This window comes from Guptibacillus algicola (genome assembly GCF_020171805.1).
Classification (GTDB): Bacteria; Bacillota; Bacilli; order Bacillales; family Guptibacillaceae; genus Guptibacillus; species Guptibacillus algicola.
In genome coordinates, this window is the sequence record NZ_JAIVAF010000003.1 from 533,333 (window position 1) to 549,279 (window position 15,947).

Genomic DNA, 15,947 nt, shown 5'->3' on the forward strand with positions numbered 1-15,947 from the left:
AATAAGAGAGGAGCTTCATAAATGAAGGAAACGCTACACAAAAGACTTGAAGAGCTCTATCCAGATATGGTGTCACTTAGAAGGGAACTTCACAAGCACCCCGAACTTTCATTTGAAGAAGTTCGGACTCCTGCTTTGATCGCTGCCTTTTATGAGGACCTCGGTATGGATGTTCGAACTGAAGTAGGCGGACGTGGAGTAGTAGCCACGTTAAACGGTCATCATCCTGGTAAAACCGTAGCACTTCGAGCAGATTTCGACGCTCTTCCTATCCATGACCAAAAGGATGTACCGTATAAATCAACGATCCCTGGTGTGATGCATGCATGTGGTCATGATGGCCATACCTCAACATTGCTTTATTTAGCTCAAGCACTATATGAGCAAAGAGACACCCTTGAAGGTACAGTTGTTTTTATTCATCAATTTGCTGAAGAGCTGGCACCTGGTGGAGCAAAACCGATGATCGAAGATGGGTGTCTAGACGGAGTGGACGTCTTGTTCGGCACACACTTGTGGTCTGGTTTTCCAACAGGTACCATCGCATATAAATCTGATGAGCTTATGGCGGCTGCGGATTCCTTTGAAATCGTCATAAAAGGAAAAGGCGGACACGGCGGGATTCCACATGAAGCGATCGATTCGATCGTCATTGCAAGTCAACTGGTGGGAAGTCTTCAACAAATCGTCAGCCGGGCGATCGATCCAGCAAAGACAGCAGTTCTTTCTGTAGGTTCCTTCCATGCCGGTGCAGCAAATAATGTTATCTCAGAAACAGCTACATTAACAGGTACTGTCCGAACGTTCGATATGGACGTGCGTGAAGATATCGTGAAGAGAATGGAACGAATGATCAAATCTGCTTGTGAAGCAGTAGGCGCGGAGTATTCCTTTACGTATAAACGTGGTTATCCTCCTGTTGTGAACCACGAGACAGAAACAAAGCTACTGGCGGACGCTGCAGAAAACGTTGAAGATGTGACAGAAGCTATTGAAACGGAAGCTTTGATGGTAGGAGAAGACGTTTCGTACTACTTGCAAGAAGTGCCAGGAACCTTTTTCTTAACAGGAGCAAGAAGTGAAGAAATCAATGCGGTGTACCCTCACCATCACCCAATGTTCGATATTGATGAAAGGGCGATGTTAATCGCAGCGAAAACACTTGGCGATGTGACGCTAAAGTATTTAGAAGTGTCTAAAGAGACAGTTATAGAGAGATAGTTTACATGGATGGGGAGTGGCACTTGTGGCGAAAGGATTACTATACAACGAAGCAGAACTAAGTAAACGTCAGCTTCACTTACTTATGGAGGTCTCCACCATCTTCAATTCGTCATTGGATTTTTACTCTGTGATCCAATCGGTGATCGAGGAAGCTGTTTCTGCGATCGATGCTGCTGAGGGTGGAATTTTGTTTCTACTAGATGAGAAGAAGGAAGGATTACGAGTTGCGGCTTCAACAGGGTTTCATAAAGAGAGCTTAAATGAAGTGATCCTAACTCCTGGAGAATCGATGACTGGGATGGCGTTCAAGAAAGAAGAAACGATGCATTTCCCTACAAGTGAAAAAGCAGCCCAAGCGATGAGCACGATGACTTCACTTAACAAAGAGTTATATCATAAGTCAGCGATCCGTTTACCGATGAGCACGGTTTGCGTGCCGATCAAAAAAGATGCAACTTGTACTGGCGTCATTGTATTGGATAGCTTTGATGAAATGAAGAGGTTTGAAGATGAAGATATTAAGCTTGTTGAGGCCATCTCTTCACAAGCCTCTATCGCTATTGAAAATGCAGGACTATATGAAAACAAAAAATCATCGATCGAGCGACTGAAGACCTTCAATCAATCGGTGCTCGAACAAAATGAGAACTTATCAAAATCGGTAGAAACCCATCAAGCACTTTCAGATTTTGGGATGGAAGAGAACTCTTTTCAAGATATCTGTACGTTTCTTTCAAATTCAATCGACAGGCCGGTCGTATTATTTAGTCCCTTCGGCGATATCCAAGCGAAGAGTATGGCGGAGATATCCGTATTAGACGAGTTAAGAAAGGCCATCCATCGTAATATACGTTCCACCGAGAAACGGTCAGGAAGAAACGTGATGAATGGGAAAGGGTTTATGCTTTTTGCGCTTGGACGGCTCACGTTTCCGACGGGCTACCTAGCGATTCTTTCAACGACAACTCAGCTGACAAGGTTTGAACATTCCGCAATCTGGCATTCTTGTACAGTTGCAGGATTACAGTTGATGAAAAAGGAAGGCGAAGAAAAGGAAAAGCAGCGCCTTACAAATGAGCTTTTGATCAATATGATGTCAGTGGACGGAGAGGATACTGATTTTGACTACCTTGCTTCGCGTCTACATACCTGTGAAAATGGTTCGTATGCGATCGCACTCATAGATTTACCAAAAGAAAATGGCGTTAAGGAAGAGTGGTCAAGACAATGCGTGCACTCAGCAATTCAGCATTCGATATCAGAATGTGTGGATAAGAACATTCATGTGACGGAGTGGGGAAGACAAATCGTGGTGCTTTTTCACTTCAAAGATACGGAAGCGGTATATGTGGTCGATCAAGTCAATTCCTTTATTCATAGTCTGAAGCAGCTTCTTAGTTGTGTAATTGATGACCACCATTATCGAATAGGAATTGGTAAACCTGTAAAAGGAGTTCACAACCTATACGTGACGTTCAAAGAAGCGAAAAAGACCATTACGTTTTTACGTAGATTCACTTTTGATGGGAGCGTATCTTGGTATGGTGAGATCGGCGCACTGCGTTTGTTGCTCAACAATGAAGAAAAGGAGCTTTCAGATTACGCACTAGATTATCTCTCACCACTTCTTTCCTATGAGAAGCGTAGAAAAGGAGATCTTTTTCACACGCTATTTATCTACCTATCGACTGGACAAGATTTAAGAAGAGCATCAGAATTGCTTCATGTTCACGTGAATACGATGAATTACCGAATGCAGAGAATTCAAGAGATACTGGTTGTTGACTTTGATTCTCCTAGTGACTTATTGAACATCCAGGTTGCGTGTAATATTTATAAATACTTATACGAAGAGAGTCAATCTTGATCCGGTTCTAGAAATGGTCTTAGTCTTCTAATGTATCTTCTAATATCGAATAATAGTTTTGTTTGTGTTTTCTTGTCGTTTGTAAATGATCGCACATGTGGAATGGACGGGAACGCCCCATGCTCATTGAAACGGACAGGTAATACAGCTTGCTTTAGCAAGTCTCCAGATTTTCGGTCGATCAGCTCTACCTCTACATTCGCTTCAAGGGTATCTGGGATATGGTAGTTTTCAAGTCGACTGACCTTTTGTACCTTAAATAACAATTGATCCATGTGAGATACCTCCTCACCAAGTTAGATACCCATCATTATAAAGGATTACTCAAGAAAATGTGCCGACTCAAGATTGTCCATGAGACAATCTTGTTCGGTCGCTAGTAAATATTTAATCCTTGAATGAGAAATTTAGGATATATTGATGAAATTTGGAAGGGTATTTCAATACAGTGTCAAATAGATTACATAGTATAACTTTTAAGACTGGATCATTACGCTAGTTAGTCATAAATTGGGCGGGGTATATAATGGGGAATTTCACTTATACATTTCACTTTTTTTTAGTTGCATTGTCGATTTTTATGGTAGTGAGCTACACGTATGCAGCATTTGATTTCCATGAACGAACGGTAGGTGTCTGCTCTAAGACTAAGAAACTATGGGCAGTTGGAAGTGCTGCAACTCTTGGATCAGGAATATGGATCCTTTATTATATAGGGTTGCATGGGTACTCAAGTAACGTAGCTATCCAGCAGTTCGATCAACCATGGTTTATCGTTCTATCGTTAACAATACCGATGATCGGAGCATTTGTGACATTCTTTTTTATTTCGAAAATGCACGGTCGTCTTTTACCAGTTATCTTGTCTAGCTTATCATTAACTGTGACGTTGTTAGCCCTTCAGCTAGTAAGCTCTGTATATGTGCTCGAGGTATCATATACTCTTACGAATGTTTGGCAATTAATCGTAACAGCATTTATTGCGATGTTCTCATCTTTTTGTAGTTTGTGGATCGTGTACCGGATGAGGAATGAAAAACGACAGTTTATTAATAATGTAATTGGAGCTCTTACTTTAGGGTTAGGAATTGCTTCCGTTCATTATTTCACCATCTCATATGCCTCTTCATCAACATCATTTAATATGGAGAAGTACAGCGAAGGGTCCATGATGCCATACGTGATTTTAACTGCTGTTTTCATCGTTACGGTTCTTCTTTTGATTAGTGTTGTTAGGGACCGAAAACTAGCATTAAAAACTGCGCAGCTTCAGGAGAGCGAACGCCGGTATAATTCACTCGTAGAAAACAACCCGGATGGTATTATGCTTGTTGATTTAGAAGGCACAATAATAAATTTCAACCCTGCACTAGAGAATATATCAGGGTATTCATTTCATGAAGCGAAACACATTAACTGTTACAGCATGCTTGCCTATGGAACAAAGAAAAGAAGCATGAAATGCTTTTTAGAAGTGAAGAAAGGTATTCCACAAAAATGCGAGTCAGCTATTCTACATAAGCTAGGACACGCGATCAAAGTGAAACTAATCATGATTCCTCATGTGATCGATGGAAGCATAAAAGGGGTAATCGTGATTGTTGAAGATATTACAGAGCTCAAGGAAACCGAAGAGCTGTTGAGGAAATCTGAGAAGTTAACAGCGGTTGGAGAACTAGCTGCTGGGGTCGGGCACGAAATTAGAAATCCTTTAACTTCATTGAAAGGATTTGCAAATATCCTTTATACCTCATCGGATGATGTGAAGTCTAAAGAGTTTCTACAAATCATGCTGTCTGAAATCGACCGAATCAATGTGATTGTAAGTGAATTTATGCTTCTAGCAAGACCACATGATAAAGAGTTCGCTCAGTGTGATCTGATATCACTTCTTAGGCATGTCGTCACATTACTAAAAACACAAGCGATTTTGAATGATGTGATGATTCGGACGCATTATGAGTTTGATCAGCTTCTCATAACATGTGAAGAAAATCAGATTAAACAAGTATTCGTTAATATTATCAAGAACGCAATCGAAGCGATGCCGAATGGTGGCATCATTACAGTGACGGTAAAACTAAATGAAGAGAAAGAAGCAACAGTAAAAATTCGAGACCAGGGTGTCGGGATTTCTGCTGAGCAGCTTCAGCACATCGGAGAACCTTTCTACACATTGAAAGAGAATGGAACAGGGCTAGGTATGATGGTTAGTTTCAATATTATTGAAAATCATGGGGGTACATTACACTTAACAAGTAGTGAGGGAGAGGGCACAACAGTAGAAGTTGCTTTGCCCTCTGCTGAGGAAAACTTAGTAAAAGTAAATTAAAGCGCTGGCTTCTGCCGGCGCTTTTTCATTATCTTTACCTTTTATTATTTGTCGATTCTTTATGATGGTGCTTTCCTGTGTGATCAAGCTCTAGGAATTCTGATGCTGGAATGTCTAGCGCGGTCGAAATCTTTAGTAACGTCTGCACATCAGGTACTAGTTTGTTTTCTTCGATAGCTTCCATTATGCCTCTTCCAATCCGGACTTTTACAGCAAGCTCGTCGATCGTCATTCCTTTCTCGAGACGGTGTTTACGAATTTTTTTAGATATGGTCATCGTCATCTCCCCCTATTTTATATTACTCCTCATACGTAAATTTAGTAGCAGTTTATAGTGCAATTGTATATCCTATTTGAAAATGAAGCTGTGACATTGATCACGCTTATGATTCTAAATGGCTAGAAAATGCATAAAATAGTGTTGACAAAGATGGCAGAACGCGATAGTTTTGTACTAAGGAAACATTTGTGTGTGAATGCATAGTGTGATAAAAATGAGTTGAGAATTTTCTTGGCTCGCTTTTTTTTAAGCAAAGTTTGCCCATGGTAAACAAATATAAACATGGCCAAGACTTCTTGGTGCAAATGCACCAAGCCAGCATTTTTTCCACTATGCACAAATTCACAATCGAAGAATACAATCTTAACTAATCGAAAGTGAGGAATTCATCATGAAAAAATTTCTAGCACTATTTTTAGGTGCCGCATTAGCGCTCGTTATTTCAGGGTGTGGTAACACGGATGCGGGGAGCGAGAACGAGAAGATCGTTGTTACAACGACCATCGGACAGATTGCCGACATAGTGAAAAATGTTGGTGGAGAGCATGTAGAAGTTGACGGACTAATGGGACCAGGTATCGATCCTCACTTATATCAAGCTTCTCAGGGGGATATTAACAAACTGTCTAAAGCAGATATTATTTTTTATAATGGCTTACACTTAGAAGGTAAGATGGGCGATATCTTTGCCAAGATGAAGAAAGATAAACCAACATATCCAATCGCGGAAGCTATTCCAGAAGATAAGCTTCTAATCGACCCGGCTGACAAATCAGCAATCGACCCACATGTATGGTTCAACATCGATCTTTGGAAATATGCAGTGGAAGAAGTTCGCGATGGTTTGATTGAGTACGACCCGGAAAATAAAGATGAATACATGAAGAATACAGAAGCTTACATTAAGGAATTAGAAGAAGTGCAGGCTGAGGCTCAACAGAAGATCAATGAAATTCCAGAAGAAAGTCGTGTACTTGTAACAGCACATGATGCGTTTCAGTACTTTGGTCAGGCTTACGGAATGGAAGTGAAGGGGCTACAGGGCTTGAGCACGGATTCAGAATATGGCTTGCGTGACGTTCAAGATCTAGTGAATGTACTCGTTGACAGAAATATTAAGGCCGTATTTATTGAGAGTAGTATTTCAGAACGATCCATTAATGCAGTCGTTGAAGGCGCGAAAGAAAAGGGTCACGATGTGAAAATTGGCGGTGAATTGTTCTCCGATGCAATGGGCGAGAAGGGAACTAAAGAAGGAACGTATACTGGCATGTACCGTCATAATATCGAAACGATAACAACTTCATTAAAATAATTGTTTTAGAAGACGAAAGGAGTTTCAGGAATGAATCCGGTAGATATTTCAAACGTAACAGTTGCATATGACCGTAAGCCGGTACTTCAAGAAGTAACATTTAGTGTACCTGAAGGAAAGCTTATAGGGATTGTTGGTCCAAACGGCGCAGGTAAATCAACTTTAATCAAGGCGATACTGGGTCTTGTTCCAACTGCATCTGGTACGATCAACATATATGGAAAATCTTATCGAGCGCAAAGAAAGCTCGTTGGATATGTTCCTCAACGTGGCTCCGTCGATTGGGATTTCCCAACCAACGCACTTGATGTCGTGCTTATGGGCCGCTATGGTCATATCGGTTGGTTTAAGAGACCAGGGAAGAAAGATACACAAATTGCCCTACAGGCTCTAGATAAAGTAGGTATGAAAGAATATGCAAATAGACAGATCAGTCAACTTTCAGGTGGACAGCAACAGCGTGTATTCCTAGCTAGAGCACTAGCTCAGGATGCGACGGTTTACTTTATGGATGAACCATTTGTTGGCGTTGACGCAGCAACAGAAAAAGCAATCATCGCACTATTGAACGAATTAAAAGCACAGGGTAAAACCGTTCTAGTCGTCCATCATGACCTTCAAACTGTTAAAGAATATTTTGATTGGACGTTCCTATTAAACAAACGACAAGTAGCACTTGGCCCAACTGAAGAAGTGTTTACGATCGATAATCTACAAAAAACTTACGGAGGTCGACTTGCGTTCCTTGATCAGCAAGTGAATCAGCCGTTTGTTCAACAGTAATAAGGAGGACCAGAAATGTGGAATGACTTAATCCTCACTTTACAGGATGCAAACACACAATGGGTCCTCTTTGGATCCATACTGCTTGGAATTGCGAGTGGCGTGCTCGGCAGTTTTGCCCTACTACGGAAACAGAGTCTAATCGGTGATGCGATGGCACACGCAGCACTTCCAGGTATTTGTATTGCTTTCCTTCTATACGGTACAAAGTCGATTGGCTGGTTTCTTGTTGGAGCGGCTATCTCTGGGCTAATCGCCACCTATTTCATTCAAACGATCATCACTCACTCAAGAATCAAAGAAGATACAGCAATCGGATTGGTTCTTTCAGTATTCTTTGGTTTTGGTATCGTGCTTTTAACAAAAATTGCACAATCGGAAAACGGGAACCAAAGTGGACTTGATGATTTTATATTCGGGCAAGCAGCATCGTTAGTTGGAACAGATGTAAAAGTTATCTCTGGAGTTGCTATCGCACTCTTGATCATTACGTTTTTATTGTTTAAAGAGCTTAAATTGTTTACGTTCGACCGTCAATTTGCTAAGGGAATCGGATTACCGACCGGTGTCCTTAACGCATTGTTGATGACATTGATCGTGAGTGCTGTCGTAATCGGGCTTCAGGCCGTAGGTGTTGTCTTGATGGCTGCAATGCTTATCACGCCAGCGATCTCTGCTCGTTATTGGACAGATCGTCTTGATCGTATGGTTATTATCGCTGGAGGAATCGGTGCACTTTCAGGAATGCTTGGAACGATTTTGAGTTCGTTGGCGAGCAGTCTTCCTACAGGACCAGTCATCGTGGTAGCAGCAACGTTGATCTTCATCTTCTCACTCGTATTCGCTCCACAACGTGGTTTAGTTTCAAAAGGTCTGAAGCTCTATAAATTACGTAAAGAAGTAGCTCGTGAAACGGTACTTCAGTCGATGTTTGATTTAACAGAAACAGCAGCAACGACTGGAGGAGAAATCGGATTTTCGAAAGACGACCTAGTAGAACGCAGGCCGATGAGTGACCGAAAGCTTCAAGCGAATCTTGCAATCCTTCAAAAAGAAGGGTTGATTACAAAGACTAGTGTTGATTTATGGAAACTAACATCTAAAGGCGCAATTGAGAGCTATGAAATTACGTTAAACAACAGATTGTTTGAAACGTATCTCATGTATGAGATGAAGTTTGCAAACCTTCAGCTTGTTGCAAACGATTCATGGAATTACAAGGAAATTCCTTCTAGGACGCTTAGTGAATTGAAGGAATATATGGAGATACACGATCGCACTCCGAAATTAGATCCCGAGTTATTTGCTGCAGGTGGTATTTATAGTGATCAATCAGACTATCAACGAAGGGAGGTTAACTGATCATGAGCTATGGTGCTTGGATTATTCTTACGGGTTCTCTAGTAGGTGTTTCATGTGGAATCGTAGGTTGTTTTCTTATTTTAAGGAAAATGGCGATGTTAGCTGATGCTATCAGTCACACCGTCTTACTTGGTATCGTGCTAGCGTACCTCGTAAGTCACTCCCTTGAAGGAATCTATATGCTTGTCGGAGCCGGAATCATCGGTCTCCTAACTGCATTTCTCGTGCAAGTGCTCGATACTTCAGGTGTTCAATCCGATGCTGCGATTGGTGTAGTCTTCACATCTCTGTTTGCTTTCGGAGTAATCTTATTATCAGCCTTCGCTGGTCAAGTCCATCTCGACGTTAACCATGCCCTAATGGGAGAAATTACGTTTATCCCATGGGATACGTTGACGATCAATGGAATAGAGCTTGGACCTTCAGCAGTTTGGATGCTTGGTATCGTACTGATTTTAAACCTTACGCTGATATTCCTATTCTATAAGGAGATCAAGATCAGCTCATTTGATCCTGCTATGGCAACTGCTATTGGAATTCCTGTAGTCTTCATACATTATTTATTAATGTCAATGGTATCGATCACGACAGTAGCGTCATTCGATAGTGTCGGCGCGATTCTAGTTGTTGCGATGTTGATTGTACCTGGTGCAACAGCATACTTGTTAACTGATCGCTTGCTCATTATGCTTCTGATCAGTGCGTTTATCGGTGTCGCTTCAGCTGTTGGTGGTTATTATGCAGCTCTTGCATGGAATGTCTCAATTGCTGGATCAATGGCATCGATCGCTGGCTTGATTTTCGGAGCGACGTTTATTTTATCTCCGAAACACGGCTTGATGGGTAAAGTACTTGCTAGAAGATCAATCTCTGCTCAACACTCATAAATCGTTTAACGCGATAAATTAGAGAAGAAATGATTCAAAACTATATGAAAATTTAGAGACTTATAGTATAGTAAAATCATATCGATAGTCTGTACCCACAGATCTATCTCCTCAATTGAAGGGCCATACTTACGAATGCTGGATTCGTAAGTATGGCTATTTCTTTTTTCATTTTTAGGTTGAAATTGATTTTGTTAGGGAATATACCTGAGAATCGAAATTGTTGGAAGGAGAAAGAGAGATGGATGTAAGTACTGAGTCAAAAGCAAAAGCACAGCGAGCCGCTAACGATGTAAAGCCCTGGATTAGAGGTTTTGCTAGGATGGGATATATCGCAAAAGGTGTTGTTTATTTAATAATCGGAATCTTAGCTTTTCAAGCTGCGGTAGGAAAAGGTGGGAAAACGACAGATTCTAAGGGTGCATTCGCATCGATTGCTTCAAAGCCTTTCGGTGAAGCCCTACTATGGATTTTAGCTGTTGGTCTACTTGGCTATGCCATGTGGAAGTGTATTCAAGGAATAAAGGACCCAGAGAAAAAAGGTAATGGAACGAAAGAAATCTTGTTACGAATTGGGTTTGTTGGAAGCGGGATCGTTCATGTGTTTCTTGCTTATAATGCCGTTCAAATCATATCGAGAGCAGGAAGCTCTTCTTCTGGTGGAAAACAAACATGGTCAGCTATGCTACTCAGTAAACCATTCGGTCAATGGATTATCGCACTAATCGGTGTTGGATTTATCGTCTTTGGTATGACTCAAATCGTTCGTGCGTATAAAAAGTCGTTTATGAAGCGTTTAAAGAATCATAACATGCACAACCAAGAGCAATGGTGGGGTAAACGTGTAGGTCAATTCGGGTTAAGTGCAAGAGGTGTCGTCTTTGGATTAATGGGAGTCTTTTTTATCCAAACGGCCATCACAGCTAACCCTGATAAGACGAGAGGACTTGACGGTGCTCTTTCAGAACTAGCTCAACAACCTTATGGGATGATTCTGTTAGGGGTCGTTGCGCTTGGATTTATTGCATATGGATTATTTATGTTCGTTAAAGCAAAGAATAGAAGAGTAACTGTTTCCTCATAGGTAGGTGAAAGTATGAAAGAAATCTCTTTGCAAGGTGCTTTATCCTCTATTCAAGATGAGAAATTATTCTTTTTATATCTATACGGAACAAACTGTTCCGTTTGTCATGCCCTCCTCCCACAAGTAGAGGAAGTACTAGAGGACTATCCAGAAATTCAGCGTGCGAAGTTAAATGTTCATGATGTACCTGAAGCAGCAGGAGAGTTTTCTGTTTTTACCATTCCTGTTCTACTGTTGTATGTAGAAGGAAAGGAAACGATTAGGGAAGCACGGTTTGTTAACATGGATTCATTTGCTGCAAGTATTGAAAGAATTACAACACTATTCAAGAACTGATGAGCCAGCATCCAATAGGATGCTGGTTTTTTTATGTGGATTAACAAAAAAGTACTACAATCCCCAGTTATATTTGGGTGTTTATAATAATTTATATTTTTCTGAAAAATAGGTTGAACCTTTTTCGTTTATTGTTATATAATACTAACATATTAAGTTAGTTGTACTATAACAGTTAGGAGGAAGATTAAATGAATTGTTATACCTGTTCTGGAAATGGTGAAATTTCTTGTCCTCATTGTCATGGTAAGGATCGTAAGGCTGAACAGTGCACACATTGTCGTGGTGAAAGCTGTGTCGGTTGTCACCGCTGTAACGGTAATGGACGATTGGATTGATGAGGAGGGGGCGTTAAATGGGAACGTTGGAACTGGAAACTGGACCAGCAAAGTCAGAAGCATTGTTCCTAAAAAGACTTCAACACAAATTTGAAGATGAGCAGCACAATCAGCAACTAGAGCATCTGACAACGTCACAACCTGACGTTCAAACGAAACATATTCGTGAGACCTGTTGGAACATCAAGCCAGTTCGAGCAGATTTGCAAGACCAACGAGTGTGTTTGACCCCAAGAAACCATTCGGACATAAAGCGGTATCTTGAAATAGAAACGAACGTTGTCTCGATTGACTTTTCTGATCACCTGACGACATCTGAAGTTCATTCTTCATTAGAAATTATCAATCATTTCATAAAAACAGCAGCATCACTTAATAAAAAAGTTCCGGCCATTATGATTCAAGTTGGCTCGATAAGTTCACAAACATTGATGGTCGTTGGAACATACTTGTTTAGAAACGCTAACTACCTTTTAAGCATGCGATCAGCACCCTACTTAATCCTAAAAGGTATCGATTCATATCGAACAGCGAGGGTGTGGAAGAATATGATTTCCTTTGCAGAAGGTGAGCTTTCGCTAGTAAATGGAACAGTGAAAGCGGCAGTCGTTATCGACGAATCGAATTGGACCGAGTGTGATGACATTTTATATGAATTAAGAAATCACAGTGCAGGACTTAGGATATCAACTGAAGATCATGACTACGCAAGCGAAATCGTACAGTCCGTGATTTCCGTTGGACATAGACGTGGTAGTCATGTTCTTTGTATAAGAAATGCTGAGAATATTAGCGAAGTTGACGTGCAACCTGAAGCAATCACAGGGTTCGACGGAATGAGTATTAGAGAAGTTTCAGCAATTGAGAAAGTTACTAGCGTCTGGAATCTTGTTATGCCTGAAAGTAATCAAATATGGAAAAAGCGTATAAATCGCCTTGGTTGATAATTAAAGGAGGAATTATAATGAGTGAAGAAAAAAAATTAATGGCTAGTTGGAATGAAGATCGTTTTAAGGGAGTAGAGAGACCTTATACGGCAGAAGAAGTACTTAAGTTACGAGGGTCGGTTCAAATTGAACATACGCTTGCTCGTCGGGGTGCAGAAAGATTATGGAAATCAATTCATGAAGAAGATTTTGTGAATGCACTTGGGGCTTTAACTGGTAATCAAGCTGTTCAACAAGTGAAAGCCGGCTTGCAGGCCATATACTTAAGCGGTTGGCAGGTTGCTGCTGACGCAAACGTTTCAGGACAGATGTACCCTGATCAAAGCTTATACCCTGTGAATAGCGTACCGCAGGTAGTAAAACGTATTAATCAAGCGCTTCAACGAGCTGATCAAATCGAACATTCAGAAGGCATGCATGATCGTGATTGGTTTGTTCCAATCGTTGCAGATGCAGAAGCTGGATTTGGTGGGGCCCTGAATGTGTTTGAACTGATGAAATCGATGATCGAAGCGGGTGCAGCAGGCGTGCATTTCGAAGATCAACTTTCTTCGGAGAAAAAGTGTGGTCACCTAGGTGGTAAGGTATTGCTACCCACTCAGCAAGCAGTACGAAACCTTGTCTCTGCTAGACTTGCAGCAGACGTAATGGGCGTTCCTACGATCATCATCGCGAGAACGGATGCGAATGCTGCAAATCTAATAACGAGTGATGTAGATAAATATGATCACGAGTTTATTACTGGCGAACGGACGCCAGAAGGGTTCTTCTATACGAAACCAGGACTCGATCAAGCGATTGCAAGAGGGCTTGCGTATGCTCCTTATGCAGACCTCATTTGGTGTGAAACATCTGAACCGAATTTAGAAGAAGCGAAGCGTTTTGCGGCTGCTATCCATGAAAGATTCCCTGGGAAACTCCTTGCATATAATTGTTCGCCTTCGTTTAACTGGAAGAAGAAACTTGATGACGAAACGATTGCGAAATTCCAAAGAGAGTTAGGTAAGATGGGCTATAAGTTCCAGTTCGTGACGTTAGCTGGATTCCATGCACTGAACCATAGCATGTTCGAGCTTGCAAGAGACTATAAGGATCATGGTATGGCAGCATACTCGAAGCTTCAGCAGGCAGAGTTTGCTAGTGAAGTTGATGGATATACAGCGACAAGGCACCAGAGAGAGGTAGGAACAGGGTATTTCGATGCTGTTTCTCAAGTAATTGCGGGTGGCACATCTTCGACTACAGCGCTTAAAGGCTCAACGGAAGAAGAGCAGTTTACAACTTCAAATTAATGATGAAAACCGGCTGAATGCAGCCGGTTTTTAAATTGTATTTGGTGGTGATTTCCGCTCCAATCAAAAAAATTCAACCTCAATCCTAAATAAAACTAACACCGCCAAACAAAACAGAAAACTATGTAATGATGATCGGTTGGATTGTTTGAAGTAATGGCAAACTAGTCATAGCTACCACAAGCTAAAAGGATCGGTATATACCTAATCAGTTTGTAGAGGAACTTTATGTTTCTTTTCAAGTAAAAAACCGGCTGACATACAGCCGGTTTTTCCGTTACTTAAACTTAATGTTTGATTCGACAATTGTTCCGCCTTCTGTTGCTTCTTTTAGACAATCAAGAGCTTTATGAATAACCTGTTGCTGTTGTTCTTTGTTGCCTGGTTGTCCTACAGCACTTCCAAACGGAAATCTGTTGTATAACGTGCGGGGAATCTTAACATAGTCTGCAATTTCTTTTGACATTGAAAGTGTTACTGTCGGAATCCCGTGTTCTTCCAAAATGCGCGCGACCAGACCGGCCGACTGTTGGCAAACTGGTCAGGAAGGGACCAACAATGCGAAATCTACGTTTTGTTGAAGTAGTTTTTGTGCTACTTCAGGTGCAGTCACCTGTTTTAATGGATGAGGAGTTGGGATGTACCCCATAAAACTGTAATGAGTATCTGCCAATTCTCCAATCCTGCCCTCAGCCACCAATTCGTTCATTCTTTCAAGTGGGAAGAGGACGTTAGGGTCCTGCCTCACGTTCGTTTGATCATAATGTTCGTGAGAAAATGATAGGTCTTTATTAGCTGCAGATACAGGTATTTCTCTGTAAGAGGGGTCACCTAGTCCGAAATGATCGGTAAAGGGCGTTTGTCCTTTTACATAAATACCGCCTGTAGAAACGATTGCGCCTTTTGCCTGGCTAAGGTCCTTTGTAAAAGGTGTGAAAGGCGTTGTTTCGTTCTTTTCATAACGAAACGATGGAACCCAGTTTTCTCTAACTGCTTGTTCAACTTTTTCTATCAATGTTTCTCCTCCTTTCCAATCATACTATCCCCATTCCGTTGTATCACTTATGCGAATAGATGAAAAGTTATATGCTCTAGTTAGCATAATTAGAAGGACAAGTTAATATGATGAATAATAAAACGCGAGGAGGGACAGGCGGAAATGAAAAAGACGGTTACTGCTGGAGTGACATGATCTTTCGTTTTTTCATTTTTCTCGTAGGCTTTGGTCTCTCTGTTGCGGGTGGGGTAACCTTAATTCTAGAACTTAACTTTATCATAATTGGACACACCGTTTTGGAGTATTTTCAATATATTTCGAGGCGACCTGAATTATTTTTATTCGCTTCAGGCATCGTCGTGATTTGGTTAAGTGTTTACTGGCCTAGGTTTTAATGTGTGAAATCCCATTTTCTCCGCTAATGTCCCTTTCAATATCGTGACCTTTCCATAACCTATACTGTAGGCATTCGAACGGTATATGGAAAGGGAGATGACATGTGAGATATATGGGACATCATCATATGAATTGTTATGATCCACATCTGCACAATAGATATAATCATCAAATGAGGCAATTTGGGCTCGGCTATCCTTTTCTCGGCGGCTTAGCGGGAGGACTTGCGGGCGGGTTTATTGGTAGTGCGATAGCACCAGGTTATGGCTATCCTAGACCAAGACCTCCGTACTACGGTGGTTATGGCTATCCGCCTGGCTATGGTTATCAGGGGTATCAAGGCCAGGGATATGGAGCAGGGTACCAGGGTCAAGGTGGTTATCAGGGCCAAGGAAGCTATCAAGGCGGAGGGTATCCTCAAGGTGGTCAAGGTTACAGCGGTTATGGAAGTCAATATGGCTCACCTTATTGGCAAGGTGCATATAGATAGAAGAAAGCAAAGACAAT

Annotated in this window: 17 protein-coding genes; 13 read left to right on the forward strand and 4 right to left on the reverse strand. The window is 41.3% G+C overall.

Annotated features, from left to right (window positions below; all coding sequences use genetic code 11):
• The first annotated feature begins 21 nt into the window (after window positions 1–21).
• Together LCM09_RS10320 and LCM09_RS10325 are read left to right on the forward strand one after the other, a co-directional pair.
• Window positions 22–1,221 (forward strand): amidohydrolase, encoded by a 1,200-nt coding sequence (locus LCM09_RS10320; RefSeq protein WP_224881281.1) that lies wholly within the window; start codon window positions 22–24, stop codon window positions 1,219–1,221.
• Window positions 1,222–1,246: 25 nt separating this feature from the next.
• Window positions 1,247–3,091, forward strand: a complete 1,845-nt coding sequence (locus LCM09_RS10325; protein WP_224881283.1) for a helix-turn-helix domain-containing protein — start codon at window positions 1,247–1,249, stop codon at window positions 3,089–3,091.
• Here LCM09_RS10325 and LCM09_RS10330 read toward each other — a convergent pair.
• Window positions 3,082–3,366, reverse strand: coding sequence for a hypothetical protein (locus tag LCM09_RS10330; protein ID WP_224881285.1), 285 nt, complete (start codon window positions 3,364–3,366; stop codon window positions 3,082–3,084). The genes LCM09_RS10325 and LCM09_RS10330 overlap by 10 nt on opposite strands.
• 251 nt (window positions 3,367–3,617) lie before the next feature.
• Here LCM09_RS10330 and LCM09_RS10335 point away from each other — a divergent pair, with 251 nt between their 5' ends.
• A complete protein-coding gene (locus tag LCM09_RS10335; RefSeq protein ID WP_224881287.1) occupies window positions 3,618–5,423 on the forward strand; it encodes an ATP-binding protein in 1,806 nt (601 codons plus the stop codon).
• 34 nt (window positions 5,424–5,457) lie between these two features.
• On the opposite strand, the gene LCM09_RS10340 is transcribed toward LCM09_RS10335, so the two are convergent.
• Entirely contained in the window at window positions 5,458–5,700 is a 243-nt protein-coding gene (locus LCM09_RS10340; RefSeq protein ID WP_224881289.1) for a helix-turn-helix domain-containing protein, read from the reverse strand.
• 394 nt (window positions 5,701–6,094) lie between these two features.
• On the opposite strand from LCM09_RS10340, the gene LCM09_RS10345 reads away from it, so the two are divergent.
• The 8 genes from LCM09_RS10345 to aceA all read left to right on the forward strand — a co-directional run bounded on the left by LCM09_RS10345 (window position 6,095) and on the right by aceA (window position 14,047).
• The gene (locus LCM09_RS10345) at window positions 6,095–7,018 is read left to right on the forward strand and encodes a metal ABC transporter solute-binding protein, Zn/Mn family (RefSeq protein ID WP_224881297.1); all 924 of its coding nucleotides are present in this window, start codon (window positions 6,095–6,097) and stop codon (window positions 7,016–7,018) included.
• 30 nt (window positions 7,019–7,048) lie between these two features.
• Entirely contained in the window at window positions 7,049–7,801 is a 753-nt protein-coding gene (locus LCM09_RS10350; protein ID WP_224881299.1) for a metal ABC transporter ATP-binding protein, read from the forward strand.
• A 15-nt stretch (window positions 7,802–7,816) separates the two neighbouring features.
• Window positions 7,817–9,163 carry a metal ABC transporter permease gene (locus LCM09_RS10355; protein WP_224881301.1) on the forward strand — a complete coding sequence of 449 codons (1,347 nt, stop codon included), beginning with the start codon at window positions 7,817–7,819 and terminating at the stop codon, window positions 9,161–9,163.
• Between the two features lie 2 nt (window positions 9,164–9,165).
• On the forward strand, window positions 9,166–10,050 hold the full coding sequence (locus tag LCM09_RS10360) for a metal ABC transporter permease (RefSeq protein ID WP_224881302.1): 885 nt from the start codon (window positions 9,166–9,168) through the stop codon (window positions 10,048–10,050).
• Between the two features lie 241 nt (window positions 10,051–10,291).
• Entirely contained in the window at window positions 10,292–11,134 is an 843-nt protein-coding gene (locus LCM09_RS10365) for a DUF1206 domain-containing protein (RefSeq protein ID WP_224881304.1), read from the forward strand.
• A gap of 12 nt (window positions 11,135–11,146) precedes the next feature.
• The gene (locus tag LCM09_RS10370; RefSeq protein ID WP_224881306.1) at window positions 11,147–11,470 is read left to right on the forward strand and encodes a thioredoxin family protein; all 324 of its coding nucleotides are present in this window, start codon (window positions 11,147–11,149) and stop codon (window positions 11,468–11,470) included.
• 355 nt (window positions 11,471–11,825) lie between these two features.
• Complete coding sequence (locus LCM09_RS10375) at window positions 11,826–12,752, forward strand: aldolase/citrate lyase/malate synthase family protein (RefSeq protein WP_224881308.1); 927 nt, start codon at window positions 11,826–11,828, stop codon at window positions 12,750–12,752.
• A gap of 20 nt (window positions 12,753–12,772) precedes the next feature.
• A complete protein-coding gene (gene aceA / locus LCM09_RS10380) occupies window positions 12,773–14,047 on the forward strand; it encodes an isocitrate lyase (RefSeq protein WP_224881309.1) in 1,275 nt (424 codons plus the stop codon).
• Between the two features lie 277 nt (window positions 14,048–14,324).
• Here aceA and LCM09_RS10385 read toward each other — a convergent pair whose 3' ends face one another.
• Together LCM09_RS10385 and LCM09_RS10390 are read right to left on the reverse strand one after the other, a co-directional pair.
• Entirely contained in the window at window positions 14,325–14,513 is a 189-nt protein-coding gene (locus LCM09_RS10385; protein WP_224881311.1) for a hypothetical protein, read from the reverse strand.
• A 75-nt stretch (window positions 14,514–14,588) separates the two neighbouring features.
• Window positions 14,589–15,062 carry a glycine/sarcosine/betaine reductase selenoprotein B family protein gene (locus tag LCM09_RS10390; RefSeq protein ID WP_224881313.1) on the reverse strand — a complete coding sequence of 158 codons (474 nt, stop codon included), beginning with the start codon at window positions 15,060–15,062 and terminating at the stop codon, window positions 14,589–14,591.
• Window positions 15,063–15,169: 107 nt separating this feature from the next.
• Here LCM09_RS10390 and LCM09_RS10395 point away from each other — a divergent pair, with 107 nt between their 5' ends.
• Complete coding sequence (locus LCM09_RS10395; RefSeq protein ID WP_224881315.1) at window positions 15,170–15,439, forward strand: YuzI family membrane protein; 270 nt, start codon at window positions 15,170–15,172, stop codon at window positions 15,437–15,439.
• 104 nt (window positions 15,440–15,543) lie between these two features.
• On the forward strand, window positions 15,544–15,930 hold the full coding sequence (locus LCM09_RS10400) for a hypothetical protein (protein WP_404800809.1): 387 nt from the start codon (window positions 15,544–15,546) through the stop codon (window positions 15,928–15,930).
• The last annotated feature ends 17 nt before the right edge of the window (window positions 15,931–15,947 follow it).